The organism is uncultured Collinsella sp. (assembly GCF_959026545.1).
In the GTDB taxonomy this organism is placed as follows: Bacteria; Actinomycetota; Coriobacteriia; order Coriobacteriales; family Coriobacteriaceae; genus Collinsella.
In genome coordinates this window covers 41,060-60,877 of record NZ_CAUFLV010000012.1, presented here as the reverse complement: position 1 = coordinate 60,877, position 19,818 = coordinate 41,060, and the positions used below count along the sequence as shown (strand labels likewise).

The following is a 19,818-nucleotide window of genomic DNA, read 5'->3' as shown; positions in this document are numbered from 1 at the left end:
AGACGCACGAGGACATCGAGGGCACGCTCGAGAGCCTCGAGGAGCTGCGCGCCGCGGGCGTCGCGGGAGTGCCGGAGGCGGGTGCCGTCGGTGGTGCTGGTGGTTCTGCTGGCGCCCTGGGTGCCGTCGGTGCCACGGGTGCCTCGGCCGCTGCGGGGGCAGGGACATCGATGCAGTTGGATGACGCGACGGCTTCGGCCGCCGGTGCGCTCGCTGGCGCATTGGCGAACCCTTCCACGGCGCCCGCCTCCGCTCTGAACGCCGCCGCCATCGCCGCGGCGGAGGTCGAGCGCACGTACGGACAGCTCGCCTGCAAGGCCCTGCCCGCCCTCCTCGAGTGGCTCGCCCTGCGCAGCGACCTCGATGCGCTGGCGGGGGAGACCCACGCCATCACGATGATGACCGTCCATTCCGCGAAGGGCCTGGAGTTCCCGGCGGTGTTCGTCGCCGGTATGGAGGAGGGCATCTTCCCGCATGTCGCCGGCTGGACCGATGACGACCCGGCCAAGCTCGAGGAGGAGCGCCGTCTCGCGTACGTGGCCATCACGCGCGCCCGCAAGCGCCTGTTCCTCACCTACGCTGCCACGCGCCGTACCTACGGCTCCACCCAGGCAAATCCCCGTTCTCGCTTCGTGAACGAGATCCCGTCGGAGCACATCGAATTCTCTGGCATCGGATCGTCCGGTTTCGAGGGGACGGGCTGGGAGAAGCGCGGCGACCGTCGCGGCACGTTCGGTTCCGGCAAGGGCTCCGATATGTACGGCGGTCGCGTGTTCGGCTCTTACACCCGCTCGACGCCCGGCACGCAACGTCGCACCGCGATCAGCCCCGACGCCGGGCGCGTGGGTGCTGTGGGTGCAGGCGCGGGAGCGAGCTCGGCGCCCCGCAAGCCGTCGACCTTCGGCTCCGGTGCGCCCCGACCCAAGAAGGCCAGCGTGTCCGCCACGGTCGAGCGCGAGCGCGACGCAACTGCTGCTGCCACGAGTTTCGCGGCGGGCGATCGCGTGAGCCACAAGACGTTCGGCCCGGGCACGGTTATCTCCGCCGCTGGCGATATGATCGAAGTCCAGTTCGAGCGCTCCGGTCAGACCAAGAAGCTCATGAAGGGCTTCGCTCCCATCGTCAAGCTGAGTTGACGCTTTCCGCGGCGCCCGACCTACCGTTCAAACGTCGGCTGCCGTGCACAACGCGTTCGGCTCGCCTTCAATCGTCGGGCGCCACGAACAAACGCGCGCTCTTCGTTCGCGCTAACCTCGGGCTCTACGGATTCCATTTTAGGGCGGGGCGCTCCCCAAGTGAATTGCGCCCCGCCCTCTGCTTTGCATAGATAATTGGATGTGTTGCATCGCGCAACGTACCGCTTGCCGAGAAAAAGCGACCGTTGCTGGGGTGCGAATTGCCCATTGAATCTATATGTTTATGTGCATGCGACAATCATGCGGCTATGCATGCAGAGTGATTGAGCAGGATAACGAGGGGAGGCGGATCGGCGCAGGCCGGCCAATGGGACTCCTGTGGGTTCTGTCACTCGGCATGCCGGAGGCTCGCAGAAAGGAGCATGTATGGTTCGAATGCATCTCAATATGTATAAGGGAGGTGTAAGCCGGAGACTTGCTGCCATCGCGCTGCTTGCATGGGCGCTTTGTTGCGCTTTGGGACCCATGCGTGCGTTTGCTGTTGACGGTGTGGTCGATACTGTGAACGTCAACCACCTGCTTGGTGGGACGGCGACCGCGAGTGCCTACGAGGACAACGACGATAAGCTCAAACCCGACCATGCCATCGACGGCAAGACCGATACGCGTTGGTCGAGCAGCTCGGCAAAGCCCAACAAGGACGATACAACCTGGCTTGCCGTCGACCTCAAGCAAGACGCCAAGCTGCAGTTCTTCGACATCCAGTTCGAGGAGCGCAAGGTTGCGGTCAAGCCCAGCAACGTAAAGGGCTTTGATATTCAGTATCAGACCCCAGGCAGCGACGAGTGGAAACTGGCCAAGACCGTCGAGAGCGTCAAGAGTGGCGATGGTTACGAGACTCACGTTCGCGTGATGCTTGACGAGCCCATCGTGGCCTCCAAGATCCGCCTGACCAACTTCGACATCGTTGCGGGCGACACGCAGTGGAACGGCGCATCCGTGGTTGAGCTCGCCGCCTATACGAACGAGCAGGCTGTGACCCAGTCGCTCAGCAGCGTGGTGAAGAGTCTTGAGCAGATGGGGGAGCAGACTGTCGCGCTCGACGCCGCGTCCATCTCCCTTCCCGAGGTTCCCGAGGGCTTCACCGTCCAGTTGAATGGAGCGGACTTCGAGCAGGTCATCGGTGATGACCTGAGCGTGGTTCACCCTCTGGTCGATAAGGTCGTGCAGGTATCGTGGAAGGTGACCAAGGACGGTAGCGATGAGACCGCCGAGACCAAGGACATCCCCTATGTGGTGAAGGGCGCCAAAACGCAGGAGCAGGGCAAAAACGCCAAGCCCTCCGTTGTGCCCGAAATCCAGGAGTGGTTCTCCGACTCGACGGCCAAGCTCTCCCTCGACACCGTGACCGCGATTACCTATTCCGATGCCTCGCTCAAGGCAATTGCCGAGGAATTCGCAGACGACTACAAGACCTTTACCGGTCGCGATCTGACGATCGAGCAGGTCGGCGCAAAGGCCGGCGCGTTCAACTTCACGCTGGCGTCCCCCGAGGGCGATGCGCTTCTTGGGGATGAGGGCTATGCCATGACCATCGATGCCGACAGCATCGACGTGGTGGCACCCGCCGTGACCGCCAACATGTACGCTATGCAGACCATCCTGCAGATGTACAAGCTCGACACGGACGGGTTCCCCATTGGCCAGATGCGCGACTATCCGCGCTTCGAAGTGCGCGGCTTCATGTGGGACGTGGCGCGTAAGCCCGTGTCCCTCGACATGATGAAGAACGTGGCGCGCACCATGCGTTACTACAAGATGAACGACTTCCAGGTCCATCTTTCCGACAACCTGATCTTCCTCGAGGATTACGGCGCGGAGGAAAACCAGTGGCAGGCCTATAGTGCCTTCCGTTTGCAGACGGATGTGGCCAATGCCGAGGGCGAGACCCCCACGGCAAAGGACTACTCCATTACCAAGGACCAGATGCGTGACTTCATTCAGTCCGAACGCGCCCTTGGCATGAACATCGTCCCCGAGATCGACATGCCCGCGCATGCTGTGGCCTTTACCAAGGTGTGGCCTGAGCTCGGCGTGCACAACACCAGGGTCACGACGGCTGGGAACACGACGCGTTCCGCTATCGACCATCTCGATGTGACCAAGCCCGAGACCATGGAACTCATCAAGGATATCTTCGATGATTACACTACGGGCGAAAACGAGGTTTTCGACGACGAGACCGTCGTGCACATCGGCGCAGACGAGTTCATCATCCCCAACGGCCGCCCGGCATATTGCAGCTTCTATAACGACCTCGTGCCGCACCTCAAGGCAAACGGCAATACCGTACGCGTATGGGGCAGCTTTGACAGCAGCTACCTGCAGGGTGGTGGCACCGAGCCCGGTCCTGAGGGCATCGAGGACGTTCAGATGAACATCTGGTCTCTTGGTTGGGCGAACCCTCGGCGCATGCACGATAAGGGCTTCGATCTTATCAACATCCTCGATTCCTATGGCTACATGGTTCCCAATGGTGGTGGCAATCGCGGTGCATACGGCGACTACCTCAACTCCGAGGGGCTGTACAACTCGTTCGATCCCAACAACTTTGGCGGTACCGTGCTGCCATCTGGCGATAAGCAGGTGCTGGGATCCGCATTCGCCATCTGGAACGACAATATCGACACACGCGCATCCGGTCTATCTGAGGCCGACGAGTTCACGCGCTTCTTCGATGCGATGCCTGTGTACGCAGAGAACAACTGGGCTGCTACCGGCAAGGAAAAGGGCGAGGGAAGCAAGGGGTATCAGAACCTTCGCTCTCTCGTGGAGACGGCCGGCTACGGTCCGGGCGTGAATCCGTACGGCGAGGCTTCCCTCAAGGGCGATTCCTACGAGGAGTTCGACTTCGAGCAGGGCCTCGACGATGTGAGTGAGAACGGCCGCGACCTTACGGAGGGCAAGAACGCGGAGGTGGAGAACGGCAAGCTCACATTGAACGGTGGCGAGTCCTATGTTGACGGTGCGATCGACAAGATTTCGACCGGCACCTCGCTCTCCTTTGACATCGAGCTCACCGAGCCTGCCTGTCCCGGCGATATCCTCTTTGAGGCCGATGCGCCGTACGGCACGTTGGATATTCGCGTGATGGACGACGGACGGCTTGGCTTTACGCGCGAGCTGTACAACTACTACTTCGACTATAAGCTGCCAGTGGGCAAGTCGGTTCACGTTGAGATTGTCACCAGCGTGCAGGAGGCAACGCTCAAGATCGACGGCGAGGCCATCGGGACGGCACGTGGCAGCTTTTACAACGCCGATGCGGGCAAGGTGACCAAGGAGGGCATTACCAATGCCACCTTTACCCTGCCTCTGCAGCGCATAGGGTCCAAGACGCAGGCGATCGCCGCGACTATGGACAACGTGGTGGTCAAACCTGCCGTCGAGGAACCCGAGATCGATGAGTTCAACAAGAAGGCCTGGACGGCAACGACCAATAGCCAGACCCTTCAAGGTGAAACCGCCGGTGGCCACATCGGGCACGCCTGCGACAACGACGATGCCACCATCTGGCACTCCAATTGGAAGGACGTAACGGAAGGTAACGCCGACGGGCACCTGTCCGTGACGAACCCAATCTACGCTGAGATCGACTTCGGTAAGGGTTATCTCATCAATCAGTTCTCCTTTACGCCGCGTAAGGGCCAAAACAGCGGTCAGGTGACCGAGGCGAACCTGTTCATTCGCACGGAGAAGGATGGAGAATGGAAGCAGGTCGTCAAGGGCGCCACGTTCAAGGCGGATGGTTCCAAGAAGACCATCTCGTTCGACGAGCAGACGGTGTACGGCGTGCGCTTTGAGGCGACCAAGTCCAATGACGAGTGGGTTGCCGTTTCCGAGTTCGACATCGCCAACAAGCCCGCACCCGCAAGTACGGTGTACGCGCGCGGCATGAGCTATGTCGCCGCGCAGGACGGGTCGCTCGACATGTCCGCGGGTGAGTTGGGTGGTATCGTGACGGGATCGGTCGAGGACGCGGATGCCTCCGACGCCGTGTTCCGTGCGGACGTCAAGCCCGGCTCCAAGGTGACTCTCACGGCAAAGGCCGGCGATGACATGGAGTTCATGGGTTGGTTTGCCCCCTGTTCAAGCGAGCCTCTGAGCGAGGAGACTTCCTATGAGGTTGCAGCCGACTACAGCGTTGCGCTCGAGGCGCGCTTTAAGCGCTCCGATGAGACGCCTGCTCCCCCTGTGCCTACGACTCATACGGTGACCTTCACGGTTGATGGTGAGCAGTATCACAAGGTTGAGGTGGCCGATGGCGAGACGGTCGCGGCGCCGCAGGATGATCCGGTTAAGGACGGCCACACCTTCAAGGGCTGGTATCTCAACGGCGAGCTGTATTCGTTTGAGACGCCCGTGACGAGCGACCTGACGCTCGTTGCGAAGTTCTCGAAGAATGACGCGCCGTCTGAGAAGCCGGGCGAGAAGCCCGGGCAGGGCTCGACGCAGAAGCCCGATTCTGGGTTGCCCCAGACGGGTGATAGCTCGATGCTCGTGATTGGTGGCGTTGCGGTGGCTGCTGTGGCTGTAATCTCCGCTGGCGTTATTGTGAGGCGTCGCAAGCAGTGACTGCTGCACGCGCGTAACGTTACCTGATCGCCGATGATGGGGCGGGGCACCCTGAGGGTGCTCCGCCTTTTCATGTTGTGCGTCGCCGTGCCTCGTCGCAATGTGAGTGCCTTCCGCTCATGCCAAATGTTGACGCTGTGTTAACCCGCTGCATTGCGGGGTGCTGAACGCATAATCTCGCCCGCCTCGTGCATATTGTGAGAAATACTCCCCTCTGGTAAAGTACGAGCACTACGGCGGAATCGCGGGAACGGGGAGACTATGACTACTGGTAAGTTGACATCGAGGCAGTCCCTATTCGTGGGCGTTACCCTCTTTTCTATGTTCTTTGGCGCGGGAAACCTGATTATCCCGCCCTTACTGGGTTTGCAGGCGGGTGAGGCCGTGGTTCCCGCCATGGTCGGTTTCCTCGTTACGGGTATCGGTCTGCCCATGCTCGGCATTATCGCGGTTGGCCTCGCGGGCACTATCCGCGACCTCGCCTCGCGCGTGCACCCGCTGTTCGCGCACGTCTTCGTTGCGGCGAATTACCTGGCAATCGGTCCGTGCCTCGCCATTCCGCGCACCTCTTCCACCTCGTTTGAGATGTTTGAGCCGCTGCTCCCCGCGGGGCTTTCGCTCGAGGTGGCGCGCCTCGTGTTCTCGGTCGTGTTCTTCACCGTTGCCTACCTGCTCGCCATGCATCCGAACGCTCTCACGCGCCTGCTCGGTCGCATCACCGGCCCCGCCCTCATCGCCTTGCTGGTCTTCGTGATCGGTGCCGCGCTCTTCGACCCCGCATCCAGTCTCGAGGCCGCCCATGCTACGTACGCCTCCGCCCCCGCTATGTCGGGCTTCCTCACGGGTTACCAGACCATGGATCTGCTGGCGTCGCTCACGTTCGGCATCGTCATCGCCACGAATATCCGCGAGCTCGGCGTGACGGACGATGCCGGCCTCACGCGCGAGGTTTCCCGCGCGGGCATATTCGCGGGCGTGCTCATGGGCATCATCTACTGCGGCTTGGCGCTGGTGGGCGTCAACATAGCCGCCGTTCTGCCCGGCGCTACCAACGGTGCCGAGATCCTTGCTGCCTCCGCTGGTCAGCACTTCGGTACGGTGGGCACGGTGGTCGTTGCGGCAATCTTCCTGCTTGCCTGCCTCAATGTGTGCATCGGTCTCATCAGCTGTTGCGGCACGTACTTCTCCGACGAGTTCCCGCGCATTCCATATCGCGTGTGGGCACTGGGTTTTGCCGTCTTCTCCTGCGTGGTGTCGAACTTCGGGCTCGATGCCATCCTCACGTTCTCCGTCCCACTGCTCAACGCGATGTACCCCATGGCGATCGTCCTGGTTGTGATGGGCATGCTGCATAAGGTGTGCGATGGCATGCCCGCCGTGTGGCCATGCGCCGTGGGCTTAACCGCCGTCGTGAGCATTGCCACCTCTTTGCGCGACGCGTTTTTCACCGGCGCTTGGCTGCCGTTCGACGTCCTGCCCTTTGCCGATTTGGGCATGAATTGGGTTGTGCCCGCACTGCTCGGAGCGTTAATCGGCGTTGTGGTGTCGTTTGCCGGCAAAAAGCCCCAAAGCGCATCCTAAGTGAGTGCTTTTCCTGCGTTTGTACCCTCCGAATCGTATGAAAAGCGCCTGCTCGGCGAATTGGGTGATGGTGTCGGGCCTCTTGGGCTCCGGGGCCTCCGGGCGATATGCTGCCCATTCGTTTGGCACGATGGCGGCAGGTAGCGGTATAGTTGGAGCCAGCGATTGAGGCGGGCACATGGACCTGCCACACGAAGGGAGCTCCAATGACCGAAAGCAAGCAGTACTACATTGGCATCGACGTGGGAGGCACCTCCGTCAAGGAGGGCCTGTTCGACGAGGACGGCAACCTACTCGGCAAGGTGAGCGTGCCAACCCCCTCTTTGGCCAATGAGGAGGGCTACGCGGCGGTCGTGGGCGGCATCGAGGAGCTCATGGCGTCCGTGCAGCAGCCCATGCTGTTCGTGCGCGGCGTCGGTCTGGCGCTGCCGTGCCCCGTTCCCGCGAGCGGCAACATCACGCTTGCCGCCAACATCAAGATCAACGCCCCCGAGCTCAAGGAGGCACTCGAGTCTCGCTGTCCCCATGCCGCCGTGCGCTACGTGAACGATGCGAACGCGGCTGCCATGGGGGAGCTGTGGCGTGGTAGCGCCAAGGGTCATCGCAGCATGGTCATGGTGACGATCGGCACCGGTTTGGGCGGTGGCGTCGTGGTGAACGGCGATGTGATCGACGGCGCGTTCGGTGCGGGCGGCGAGATCGGCCACATGTGCGTGAACCCCGACGAGACCCGTGTGTGCGGCTGCGGCAACAAGGGCTGCCTCGAGCAATACGCCTCCGCCACCGGCGTGGTGAGCAACTACCTGCATGAGTGCAAGGTCCGTGGCGTCGACCCCATCGAACTTTCCGGCACGAGCGACTCCCGCGCCGTGTTCCAGGCGTGCCGTGAGGGCGACGAGGTCGCCTGGGCTGCCGTTGAAACGATGACCGACTATCTCGCCCGCGGCCTGCAGATCATCTCTGCTGTGGTCGATCCCGAGGTGTATGTCTTGGGCGGCGGCGCTTCTGCTTCTGCGGACGTATATTTGGACAAGCTGCGCGAGAAGTATGCCGCTTGCGCTCTCTCCGTGAGTACCAAGACTCCCATTGAGGTCGCCGAGCTCGGCAACGATGCGGGTATCATCGGTGCTGCGTACGTGGCGCTGCGCGCCGCTGCGTGCGAGGTGTAGACGAGCGTCGTGCACTCGCCGCATGGCTGTCCGCTGTCCTGCTCGACGGCGTGTGCGGATCGCTGTAGATGAAGAGGCCGGTTCCAAATGGAGCCGGCCTCTTGTTTTGCATGCGGTGTTTGTCCTCGAACTGCCACATTGGGAGGTTCGAGGGGGGCTTTCTTCCTGTCAGCGCGTCGCGTTGCCCGGGGCGGCGTTGGCCTTGCGCACGGCAAGCTCGGCAAGGATGGTATTGGTAACGAGGAGCGCCGCAATCATATAGGGAATGAGCACCGCTCCACCCGCACCGGCGACGAGCCCAAAGACGGGCGGCACGAGCATGGAGCCCGCATACGCGCATGCCATTTGCAGGCTGACCAGCCCCTGGGATGCCTTGGCGCCAAAGCGCTTGGGCGTGAGGGCGACGATGCTGGGGTAGATGGGAGCACACCCAAGACCCATAAGCAGAATGGAGATACCGGCGGCAACAGGCCCGTCAAACACCAGGAGCGAGAGGATGCCGAGGGCGATGAGCGCTTGGCCAATGCGGATCTGGTTCTCGCTTGTGAGCCATTGGGCAACAAAGCCCGACACGAGGCGTCCGATGGTGATGCCCATAAAGAATTGCGCAACGATGGAAGCCGCCGTTGCCGTGTCGATGGAGCGCGCCATGACGAGGTAGCTGGCAATCCACAGGCCAATGGAGCCCTCGAGCGCGCAGTAGAAGCCAAAGGAACCGATGGAGGCGATGGCACCCGGGAGTCTAAGTAGCTCTCGGTTCGTGAGGGGGCGTTCGCCAGAGGGCTGCTTACGGGGAGCACCGGTGTCAAAGGCAGGTTCGATCGCCGTGCCTTCATTTGCATCGGTCGCCTCCGCGTCGGTTGATTTCCACAGAGGAAGTGAGAGGAACAGGGCCGCCGTGATTGCGGCCTGGATGAGGCCGATACCGAGGTATCCGCCATGCCAACTCAAGGGGCTGGCGAGGGCCCAGCCCATAACGAGCGGGCCCACGCTCGCGCCGACACCCCAGCAGCAGTGTAGCCAGCTCATGTGGCGTGCGCCGTAATGCAGAGCAACGTAGTTGTTGAGGGCGGAATCGATGGCACCCGCGCCTAGACCGTAGGGAATGGCGATGAGGCAGAGCTGCCAGAACGCGTTCGTTGTAGAGAAGCCGAGGATCGCCGCAGCGGTGAGGCCAACCGAAAGTGCGGTGAGCTTGCCGGTGCCGAGCTTGTGGACCAGGCGCGCGGTGAGCAGTGACGAGATGATCGTACAGCAGCTGATGATGATGGAGATGAGGCTTTGTGCGGCAACGGGCGCGGCGAGGTCGACGTGCATGACGGGCCATGCGGTGCCGAGCAACGAGTCGGGAAGGCCGAGCGAGATAAACGTGAGATAGATGACAGCGAGAAGGAGAGAGGCCATTGATGCTCCGGGGTTGATGGGACGAGGTGGACGGCAAGACGTGCTTCGGCGCTGTGCCGACAGGGAGAGCCTACAGCCTATGGAAGATCGGCTCCATGTGGTCGAAGGTGCAGAACTCGGTAAAGCCGATTTCCTGCAGGCGCTCGCGCATCATGGGGATGTGCGCGCCAAGGTGTTCGGGCTTGTGCGAGTCGCTGCCGATGGTGAGGATACGGCCGCCGAGGTCGTGGTAGAGGCTCAGGATCTCAACGCTGGGGGTGAGATCGGACAGGCCGTATCGGACGGAGGAGGTGTTGAGCTCGATGCCCTTGTCGCGGCGAATCGCCTCTTCAAGAATTTCCGCCACGATGTCGCGATTGTTCACGTCGGGCCAGGGTCCGAGCGGGTCGTAGCGCTTGATGTGGTCGAGGTGTCCGATAACCGACCAATGGTCGAAGTTCTGGACAACGCGCAGCATCTCCTCGTAGTGCTGCATGTTGTACTGCTCCTGCGTCCTGCCCTCCTGGAACGTTCCATCCCAAAACTCCTGGTCACCAACCTGGTGGATGGACAGGATGATGAAGTCCCACGCATTGGCGTGCTGGTCGAACAGCGTCTGGTACTTGTCGAGCGTGTGCGATTGCACGCCGAATTCCATACCCGTTTTCACCGTGAGCTCCGGTGCAAATCGCCCGCGCGCCCGCTCGATGGCGGGGAAGTAGCGCTCGTAGTCGACGTTGATGGAGGGCTTGCCCTCAACGATCTTGGCGCAGGAGGGGTCGCGGCGGTATTCGTCCCAGTCGGGGCGCACGCCGTAGTCCACGTGGTCGGTGATGCAGATCTCGTCGATGCCGCGTTCAACGGCGAGCGCGCAGACGTCTTCGAGCGGGAAGACGGAGTCGTCGGAGAAATCGGTGTGTACATGGTAATCAGCAAGCATGCTGGCTCCAATCAAGAAAGAGAATTCCCCTCGTCGATGGCGAATGCCAATCGAATTGGCCGTGGACATGCCACTTGCAAGGATGCCCGACGAAAAGCCGGTCTCTGCTGGCGCAGCCTGCGCGCGATGCCGCGCCTCGCATGGATCGACGAAGGGGGTGTTGCTATTCCGCACGTATGATACCGTGCCGATAACAGGGCTTCGTCAAAGAGACGGGTGTTTATCGTTAATACAGAGGCTTGCGAGGCGGGGTGACGTCCGCGCGTTACAATGAGAGCATCCATGCATTCGCTACAAGGGAGGAGCCCTCATGGCAAACGTCCTCGTCTTCGGACACCAGAACCCCGACAACGACGCCATCATGTCGTCCGTCGTCCTGTCCCAGCTGCTCAACCAGGTTGAGTACCAGGGCAACACCTACACCGCCTGCTGCTTGGGTCCGCTTCCCGCCGAGTCCGCCAAGCTCCTTGAGGACGCTGGCGTGGCTGCCCCGACGCTCATCGACGCCATCGAGCCCGCTGCCGAGGGTGAAGACGCCCAGCTCGTCATCCTGACCGACCACAACGAGCCCGGCCAGTCCGTCACCGGCCTCGAGAACGCCACCATCTTCGGCGTTGTGGATCACCATCGCTTCGGCGACTTCACCACCGCCGCTCCGCTGCACATCGTGGCGTTGCCTTGGGGTTCCTCCTGCTCCATCGTGGCCAAGCTGTTCGAGGTTCTGGGCGTTGAGCCCACGGACACGCAGGCCAAGCTGCTGCTGTCCGCCATGATGACCGATACCCTCATGCTCAAGAGCCCCACCGCCACCGATGTGGATGCCGCTATCGCCGCAAAGCTCGGCGAGCAGCTCGGCGTCGACCCGGTCAAGTTCGGCATGGAGGTCTTCCTCACCCGCCCGTCCGGCTCCTTCACCGCCGCCGAGATGGTCGGCAACGACATCAAGATGTTCGAGGTTGCTGGCAAGAAGCTCCTCATTGGTCAGTACGAGACCGTGGACAAGTCCCGCGCGCTCGGTATGATTCCCGAGATCCGCGAGGCCATGCGCGTTTACCAGGCCGAGAAGGCCGCTGATGGCATTGTGCTCTGTCTCACCGACATCATGGAGGAGGGCTCCCAGGTCCTGCTCGAGGGCGACACCGCCGCCGCGCAGAAGGGTCTCGGTATCGAGGACGTGGCCGAGGGCGTGTGGATGCCCGGCGTGCTTTCTCGCAAGAAGCAGGTCGCTGCCCCCATTCTCGCCGCGAACTAACGCTTCTCCAACAAGCGTGAGGCGCCCTGCAACGCATGTGCGGTGCAGGGCGCCTTTCTATGCCAGAGGTTGAGTTTTGCAATATGGATGCCCGGCAATTATGGATTCGCTCTAGAACCAATAATGGACATATGTCGCTCATATGTGCCCGCTGGGTAGGATAGTTCTCGATGTGAAAAGAGACGGGGAGTGGTATGGACGCACGCGAGCAGCTTTTCAACGAGACGCAGCGCAAGCGCATCGAGCGGCGCGATATTTGGGAACGCATCTCGGAAAATGGAACTATCGCCGCTGCCGTGATGGTTGTGGCGGCGATTGCCGCGGTTATCTGTGCCAACAGTGACGCTTATGAGGCGATTCACCATATCTTGATGGAGCCCATCCACGTGGGCATTGGTTCGCATACGATGGCGATCTCCATCGAGGTGTTCGTAAACGATTTCCTCATGGCGATCTTCTTCCTGCTCGTGGGCATCGAGCTCAAATACGAGATGACGGTGGGCGAGTTGAGGCGCCCGCGTCAGGCGCTGCTCCCCATGCTTGCCGCCGTGGGCGGCGTGGTGGTGCCAGCGACGATCTACATGCTGCTCAATCGCGGAAGCGGTTCGGCACAGGGCTGGGCTATTCCCATGGCAACGGACATCGCGTTCGCTCTTGGCGTGCTCTCGCTGTTGGGCAACCGCGTGCCCGCCGGCGTGCGCGTGTTCTTCTCGACCCTCGCTATTGCCGACGATCTCATCTCCATCGCGGCGATCGCCCTGTTCTACGGTCAGGCTCCCGATCTCATGTGGCTCCTAGCCGCCGCTGTGGTGACCGTATCCCTGTTCATGCTCAACAAGACGCAGCATTACCGCTTGGCGCCTTATATGGTGGGTGGATTCGTCCTCTGGGTGTGCCTGTTCAAGTCGGGCGTGCATGCCACGCTCGCGGGCGTCATTGTGGCGTTCGCGATTCCCGCGCGCTCGGGCATCCGCTTGGACAACCTGACTGACTGGCTGCGCGGTTATATGCCCGACCTGGTCGATTCTTACGATGAGGATGCGCATATCCTGGGACAGCACGACTTCACGCACGCCACCTTGGGTGCCGAGCGCGTTATGCATCGCGTCTCGCCCCCGCTCGTCCGCCTCGAGCGTAAGATCTCGACGCCGGTTAACTTTATCATCTTGCCGCTGTTTGCTTTCGTGAACGCTCAAGTGCGCCTGGTGGGCGTCGATGTGGTGCAGTTGGCATTCGACCCCGTGTCCATGGGTACGTACTTTGGCATGCTGCTGGGCAAGCCCATCGGCATTGTGGGGGTAACATTTCTGCTGGTGAAGCTTGGCATTGCCGAACTGCCAAGCAGGGTGACGTGGCGGCACATCGTGGGCGTTGGTATCTTGGGCGGCATCGGGTTCACCATGTCGATTTTGATCTCGGGCCTTGCTTTCCCCGCCGAGCCCTTCGAGATGCTCGCTGCCAAGGCCGCCATCCTCGCAGGATCCGTGAGCGCCGCGGTAATCGGCATGATTTACATGACGGTCGCCTGCAAGAAGGCGAAGCGCCCCTGACCTTACCGCGCGCATGGAGGCGCGCCTAGCCTTACCGCGCGCGTGTAATGTCGAAAAAAATGAGATTGAAGCCCTTCACTTTCGACATTACACGCGCACAGCGCCTGCATTTGCTCGCGCGCGTTCGCACCACGCCTGATTGCGTTCGTACTGCGCTTGCGTTTGCCTGTGCCCGCATCGCGCCTGTGTCCGTCCGCATTCGCCCGTATTCGCCCACGTCCGTCCGCATCGCGCGCACGCACGCGCATGCACCTCAATTTGGAGCCCATCTCCAATTCGAGGTCCGGCGGGGTGCCCCTGCTGCCTACTCGACCGTGCCGTAGGTGGCACCCCAGCCGTGCGCGGCGAGGGCGGAGTTGATTTGATCGCACAGCCTCGTGCGGTCGTACGTTCCCGGGGGCACGAGGTTCACGATCTCGAGCAAATCGGGTGCGAGGTCCAAAATCTCGGCCTGCACGATGAGGTCGAGCCGCTCGATTGTCTCGCGTCCGGTGAACAGGCCGTCTACGAGGCGCTGCAGGTCGCCGAACTCCTCGGCTTGAAACATTCCCAGGTGCATGATGGGCTCCTTACTTGGTGGGCGAGGGGTCGTGGATTGGGGCGTCTGTCAAAATCGAGGCGGCATCCGGCGTTGGCGAGGCGTTCGGTTCGGCAGGGGCGTCTGAGGCGATTGGGGCGGTTTGCGACTCAGCTGCTGCCTTGTCCGTGCTCGTACCGGTGCTTGCCGCGCGCACGCGCTCAATCACGCACTCCATTGTCTCATCGATGCAGTCGCGCTTGAGCTCGCATTCCCAAATGGTGATGGCGGTCCAGCCCAGTGCCTTGAGCTCGTCGAGCGCGCGTTGGTCACGCTCGACGTTACGGCGGAACTTCGCTTCCCAGAACTCGACGTTCTTCTTGGGGACGCTTGGATTGCAGTTGGGGCAGCGGTGCCAGTAACAGCCATTGACGAAGATGGCGATCTTGCGTCCGGGGAAGGCGATGTCGGGACGTCCGGGGGCCTTTGCCCAGTCGAGGCGGTAGCCGGTGAGCCCGGCGGCACGCAACCGTTGGCGTACAAGAAGTTCGGGCTTGGTGTCGCGCCGCTTGTTGCCCTGCATGGATTTGCGCACAGCGGCGCGGCGACGGACCAGGGCGGTTTGGCCGGCGGTCAGCTGCGAGGTGTCGATGCCGTCGAGGAGGTCGGGCTTCTTCGGGGCGCGCTTCTTTCGAGCGCGTTTTTTGCTGGCGCGCGTCCTGCCCTCATGCTCCTTGCCGACCTCGTCGCTCGTCTTAGGCTGACGGGCCCCTTCGCCGTTCGATTTCCGCGCGAGCTGTTCGAGGAGTTCCACAAGCTCGATATCGGCCGGCATCCATTCCAGCGTCGCGAGCGAGACCTGCGGTACCCAGCGCAGTTCGCGTTGACGGTCGTTGCCCTGAGGCTCCCCTTCATCTTCGGCAATTTGGCAAAAGAAGCAGTTCATCGAAAGATGGAAGTCGGGGTAGTCGTACTCGAGGGTGTAAAAATCTTGCAAGTTAGTGACGCGCACCTGCAGCTCCTCGAGCAGCTCTCGCCTGCACGCTTCCTCCGGCGTCTCGCCGTTCTCAATTTTGCCGCCGGGGAACTCCCACATGCCTGCCATGCTGCCATATCCGCGTTGAACGGCCAAAACTTCGCCACCCTCGCGCTGGATAATGCCCGCCGCCACGCGAACGTTCTTCATGCACGTCACCTCGCTTTGCGATGCTTCCAATCGCTGCTTCCGTTTTCCACAAGCAACCTTACACGAATGCAACCCTTCTGTAAGCCAAATCGATGGTTGTGCACGGGGGTTGCTGCGAGTATAGGGGTCGAAGAAAAAGACCAGCGCGCCAGTGTGCGCGAGCAGATGGGAAAGGACGTTTACGATGAAGGACATGATGATGAAGATGGACGCCGCGATTGTTCAGGGTGAGCCCGCGCTCGTTCAGGCGAGCATGAGCCAGGTTGAGATGACGGTGTGGCTGTGCGTGATGGCGCTCATGGCATCGGGCATGCTCGCATTGCTTGCGCTGGTAAGCCGCTAGTCAGCTATTTGGCCGCGCTCTGGCAAGATTGTTAAAGAGAGAGGAATGATTCACATGGCATTTGAGGCACAGGCCGCTCCCGTCCTTGAGGTGCGCCACGTCGAGAAGGTATACGGCAGTCGCAACAACGTCACGCGCGCGCTCGCCGATGTGTCGTTCACGGTGAATAAGGGCGAGTTCGTGGGTATCATGGGCGCATCGGGATCCGGCAAATCGACACTGCTCAACTGCGTGTCTACCATCGACACCGTGACAAGCGGCAGCGTCATCATCAACGGGGCGGACGTAACGCGTCTCAAGCAGGCCAAGCTCACGCGCTTCCGTCGCGAGCAGCTGGGCTTTATTTTCCAGGATTCGAACCTACTCGACACGCTTACCGCGCGCGAGAACATCGCCCTACCGCTCACCATCGCGCGCACGCCCGCCAAGGAGACCCTTGCGCGCGTTGAACAAGTGGCACAGCGTCTGGACATCGCGGGCGTGCTCGATAAGTATCCCTACCAGATGTCCGGCGGACAGCAGCAGCGCGTGGCGGCTGCCCGTGCCCTGGTGACCGACCCCGCCGTCATCCTGGCCGACGAGCCCACGGGCGCCCTCGACTCCAAGAACGCCCGCCTGTTGCTCGAGAGCCTCGAAAACATGAACCATGCGTACCAGGCAACCGTGCTTATGGTCACGCACGACAGCTTTGCCGCGAGCTACACCAACCGCGTGCTGTTCATCCGCGACGGGCGCATTTTTACCGAGCTCCGCCGCGGAGACAGCCCGCGCCGCGAGTTCTTCGACCGCATCATGGAGGTCGTGGCCATGATGGGCGGGGAGGGCTCCGATGCTCTGTAAACTCGCTTGGGGCAACGTGCGCCGTGCGGGTAAGGACTACTTGGTCTACCTGCTCACGCTCACGCTTGCCGTCACGGTGTTCTACGCGTTCAACACCATTTCCGTTCAGGCGGATCTGGTGCTTGAGGAAGAGGGTATGCCCGAACTCCTAAGCACCATCATGTCCGGACTCACCATGTTCCTCGCTACGCTTATGGGTTTTCTCATGGTGTACGCGAACAACTTCATCATGAAACGACGCAAGAAGGAATTCGGCCTGTATCAGGTCCTTGGCATGAGTCGTGGCCAGGTGTCGCGCGTGATGGCCCTCGAGACGGCCATCGTCTCCGGTGCGGCCCTTGTACTCGGCATCGCGCTGGGTGTGGGATTCTCCCAGCTCATGACCTTCTTCACGGCGTCACTGTTCAAAACGCAGATCCGTGACTTCCATTTCTTTTTCTCGGTGCCGGCATTTTTGATCACGGTGGGTTGCCTGGTTGCGATTTTCCTGGTGACGCTCGTGTTCAACCTGCGCGTGGTGCGTCGTGCCAAGGTGATCGACCTCATGAGCGCCGGTCGCAAGAATGAGGCCATCAAGATGCGCAACCCGATCGTGTCCGCGGCGATATTCATCCTGGGCACCGCACTCATCGGCATTGCGTACTTCCGGCTGCTGCGTGACGGCCTGCCCATTGACAGCGCGCCAAGCGAGATCGAAGCCGCCATGAATCAGTTCATGCTCACCACGGGCATTGTGGTTGTGGGCACGATTCTGTTCTTCTTTGGTCTGTCCGGGTTCTTGCTCAAGGTGCTCCAGGCCGCGCGCGGTCTGTATTGGAGGGGCCTTAACATGTTCACCGTGCGCCAGCTGTCCGCAAAGGTGAACACGGTGAGCTTCTCCATGGCCATCATCTCGATGATTTTGTTCCTAGCCATCACGAGCGTGACGGGCGGCATGTCCATTGCCAGCGTGATGAACACGAGCGTGGAGCGCAGCACGATCGCCGATTATTCGCGCGTGGTTATGTACCTTGGCGAGAACGTGGTGAACGACCCCACATATACGGGCGACGTGCCCATGAAGCTTGCGACCGAGCCCGTGGACATCCTGGAGCTGAGCCGGAGTAACGTCATCGATAAGGGCACATCCGAGGAGCGTCCCTTCGACCTTGCGGGCATTTTGGGCAGGTACGTCCAGGTGGAAATCTACGACTCGCGACCGATAGGCACCGAGTTGCCGTTGGTGAGCCTGAATGATCTTGCCGCTGCGGTGGACATGCCCATGCCCAAGGGCACGAATTCGAGCAATGCGAGCATGATGGGCCTGGCGGTCATGAAGGAGAGCGACTACAACCGCTATCTCGACTTCCGTGGTAAAGAGCGCGTCGATCTGGGCGACACTGGCTACCTCATCACGAGCGACATGGGCGAGTCGTTGAACAAGATCTATAACGCCGACATGCGCGAGGGCGTGGAGATCGAGCTTGGCGGACGCGTGCTTCGCCCCGCCGCCGCGAGTGTGGACGAGGCCGCGAGCTCCTTCTTCAACTCCTCGATGGGCAGCAATTCAGGCACGATCGTCGTGCCGGACGAGCTGGTGGATGCAAGCGGCCTGCCGCTGTACACGAGCTACTTCTTGGGCGACTACCGCGAGGGCCTCACGTACGACGAGACGGAGGGCTACGTACGTCAGGACCGCTCGTGGGATCAGATCCTGAACGCAGACGGGTCCGAAAGCGCGATTTGGGGCATGGAGGCCACGCGTGCCCAGAGCTACGAGTCCACGAACTCCATGAACGGTCTCATCAGCTACCTGGCCATCTATATCGGCTTCGTGCTTGTCGTGGCATGCGCGGCGATTCTCACGATCCAGCAGCTCTCGGGCGTGGCAGACTCCGGCAAGAACTGCCGCATCCTATCCGAGCTGGGCACGTCCAACCGCGAGATCATGCGCTCCGTTTTGGTGCAGCAGGCGATCTTCTTTGTGTTCCCGCTGCTGATGGGTGTTGCGCACTCCTTCGTGGCGCTGCAGGTGGTCATCGAGATCGTGGCGCTGTTCGGCGGTATGTCGATTGGCGGGACCGTGGGCGTGACGTGCGGCATCTTCTTACTGTGCTACGGCGGCTATTTTGTGGTCACGTATTTCATGAGCAAGGGCATTGTCCAAGATTCGATACGCCTACGCCATGCGCAGTAGGCACTCGGGCGGCGCCTGCGAGGGGTTCCCGTGCGCAGGCGCAACGCCCTGTTCGCTCTGGAGGCGTTAACGCTTCGCGGAGAGGTTGTATTCGTACCGATGTGGGAGGTGTTTGCAGGTGTTCGAGGCGATTGCCGTTTTGGTAGACACGGCTATGTTGGTCGTAGGCGTGGCGGCAGTTATCAGCTCGCGCACGTCGGAACCTTCGGCGTGCGAGCGGCGGCAGGGCGGCATTGGTGCCAGCGGCATGAAATAGAAAAATGGGTCCGGCGCAATAGGATGCCGGACCCATTTTTATGCCGTAATGAACTGCGGGACCTTGCGGTCGTGTTCATCACAGGGAACCCGATCGACCTCCTGCTCGACGAACGCGACGCCCAAAAGCTGACAATCCTCGCGCAGTTGCGGCAGGTAGCGGTCGTAGGTGCCCCGTCCGTAGCCCAAGCGGTTGCCTTGAGCGTCAAATGCGACGGCGGGCACAATGACCAAATCGATTTCCGATGGGGGCACAACCGGGAAGCGCGTGTCGTCCTTGGGGGGAACGCTGCCCTTGATGCGCGAGGGGATGAAGCGGCGCGTCGCGCCCGCACGCGTGCTGGTGTACGTCTGGTGCTCTTCGGTCACAGCGGGTCCCCAGGGCTTGCGCGGGTCAACGATGAACGGCACGTTTCCGCCCAAGTAGTTGTTGCACGAGACGGAGCGCATGCACATGGCTCCCTGTGCGGCGTTAGGGATCATGCACGGGAACACAATGCGGTACCCGTATGCGTATGCCCCGCGAATGAAGCGATCGAGATCGACTTCATAGCGCAGTGCCGCGTACACTGCGAGCGTTGGGGGCTGTCCGTTTTTGCTCTTGATACCGCTGGCGCGTAACTGGTCGAGCAGCTTGTTGCATATCTCGCGTGATTTCGTCGAGCGGGCGCTCGGGCGCAGCTCCTGGCGGCACTCGATGATTGCGCGGCGCACGTCGCTCTTTTGTTCGAGAATCTCCTGTTCAGCAGCACTGGGCTTTTCGCGGGGAGCGCTTTCCGTTGTGGCCGGCGTCTTCGTATGTTTTGCAGTTGCCATTGCACGGTCCTCTCGTCTTCGTCTGTCCATTCTACCGCT

General features: G+C 61.4%; 14 protein-coding genes. 9 read left to right on the top strand and 5 right to left on the bottom strand.

Annotated elements, in window-relative coordinates:
- The 4 genes from Q5Q88_RS06835 to Q5Q88_RS06820 all read left to right on the top strand — a co-directional run.
- Positions 1-1,136: 3'-5' exonuclease (locus tag Q5Q88_RS06835; protein WP_302742494.1), on the top strand; the 1,136-nt coding region annotated here is incomplete at its 5' end.
- Positions 1,137-1,562: 426 nt separating this feature from the next.
- Positions 1,563-5,771, top strand: coding sequence for a family 20 glycosylhydrolase (locus tag Q5Q88_RS06830; protein ID WP_302742492.1), 4,209 nt, complete (start codon positions 1,563-1,565; stop codon positions 5,769-5,771).
- 261 nt (positions 5,772-6,032) lie between these two features.
- Positions 6,033-7,352, top strand: coding sequence for a branched-chain amino acid transport system II carrier protein (gene brnQ / locus Q5Q88_RS06825; RefSeq protein WP_302742490.1), 1,320 nt, complete (start codon positions 6,033-6,035; stop codon positions 7,350-7,352).
- A 206-nt stretch (positions 7,353-7,558) separates the two neighbouring features.
- Positions 7,559-8,521, top strand: a complete 963-nt coding sequence (locus Q5Q88_RS06820) for an ROK family protein (RefSeq protein WP_118652926.1) — start codon at positions 7,559-7,561, stop codon at positions 8,519-8,521.
- Positions 8,522-8,689: 168 nt separating this feature from the next.
- Here the strand turns inward: Q5Q88_RS06820 and Q5Q88_RS06815 are convergent, their stop codons facing one another.
- Entirely contained in the window at positions 8,690-9,925 is a 1,236-nt protein-coding gene (locus tag Q5Q88_RS06815; protein ID WP_294123687.1) for a sugar MFS transporter, read from the bottom strand.
- Between the two features lie 70 nt (positions 9,926-9,995).
- The gene (locus tag Q5Q88_RS06810; RefSeq protein WP_302742485.1) at positions 9,996-10,844 is read right to left on the bottom strand and encodes a histidinol-phosphatase HisJ family protein; all 849 of its coding nucleotides are present in this window, start codon (positions 10,842-10,844) and stop codon (positions 9,996-9,998) included.
- Positions 10,845-11,154: 310 nt separating this feature from the next.
- On the opposite strand from Q5Q88_RS06810, the gene Q5Q88_RS06805 reads away from it, so the two are divergent.
- Complete coding sequence (locus tag Q5Q88_RS06805; RefSeq protein WP_302742483.1) at positions 11,155-12,096, top strand: DHH family phosphoesterase; 942 nt, start codon at positions 11,155-11,157, stop codon at positions 12,094-12,096.
- 194 nt (positions 12,097-12,290) lie between these two features.
- Entirely contained in the window at positions 12,291-13,646 is a 1,356-nt protein-coding gene (gene nhaA / locus Q5Q88_RS06800; RefSeq protein WP_302742481.1) for a Na+/H+ antiporter NhaA, read from the top strand.
- Between the two features lie 304 nt (positions 13,647-13,950).
- Here the strand turns inward: nhaA and Q5Q88_RS06795 are convergent, their stop codons facing one another.
- Positions 13,951-14,205 (bottom strand): hypothetical protein, encoded by a 255-nt coding sequence (locus Q5Q88_RS06795; protein ID WP_118652936.1) that lies wholly within the window; start codon positions 14,203-14,205, stop codon positions 13,951-13,953.
- A gap of 10 nt (positions 14,206-14,215) precedes the next feature.
- Positions 14,216-15,349 (bottom strand): 8-oxo-dGTP diphosphatase MutT, encoded by a 1,134-nt coding sequence (gene mutT, locus Q5Q88_RS06790; RefSeq protein ID WP_302742479.1) that lies wholly within the window; start codon positions 15,347-15,349, stop codon positions 14,216-14,218.
- 184 nt (positions 15,350-15,533) lie between these two features.
- Here mutT and Q5Q88_RS06785 point away from each other — a divergent pair, with 184 nt between their 5' ends.
- The 3 genes from Q5Q88_RS06785 to Q5Q88_RS06775 are packed head-to-tail and all read left to right on the top strand — an operon-like array spanning position 15,534 to position 18,708.
- Complete coding sequence (locus tag Q5Q88_RS06785) at positions 15,534-15,692, top strand: hypothetical protein (protein WP_199588839.1); 159 nt, start codon at positions 15,534-15,536, stop codon at positions 15,690-15,692.
- Between the two features lie 54 nt (positions 15,693-15,746).
- Positions 15,747-16,532, top strand: coding sequence for an ABC transporter ATP-binding protein (locus tag Q5Q88_RS06780; RefSeq protein ID WP_118653055.1), 786 nt, complete (start codon positions 15,747-15,749; stop codon positions 16,530-16,532).
- Positions 16,522-18,708, top strand: a complete 2,187-nt coding sequence (locus Q5Q88_RS06775; RefSeq protein WP_302742476.1) for an FtsX-like permease family protein — start codon at positions 16,522-16,524, stop codon at positions 18,706-18,708. The genes Q5Q88_RS06780 and Q5Q88_RS06775 overlap by 11 nt, the downstream gene beginning before the upstream one ends.
- Positions 18,709-19,002: 294 nt before the next feature.
- Here the strand turns inward: Q5Q88_RS06775 and Q5Q88_RS06770 are convergent, their stop codons facing one another.
- Positions 19,003-19,779: a 5-formyltetrahydrofolate cyclo-ligase gene (locus tag Q5Q88_RS06770; RefSeq protein ID WP_294123698.1), complete on the bottom strand. Its 777-nt coding sequence runs from the start codon at positions 19,777-19,779 to the stop codon at positions 19,003-19,005.
- Positions 19,780-19,818: the final 39 nt, after the last annotated feature.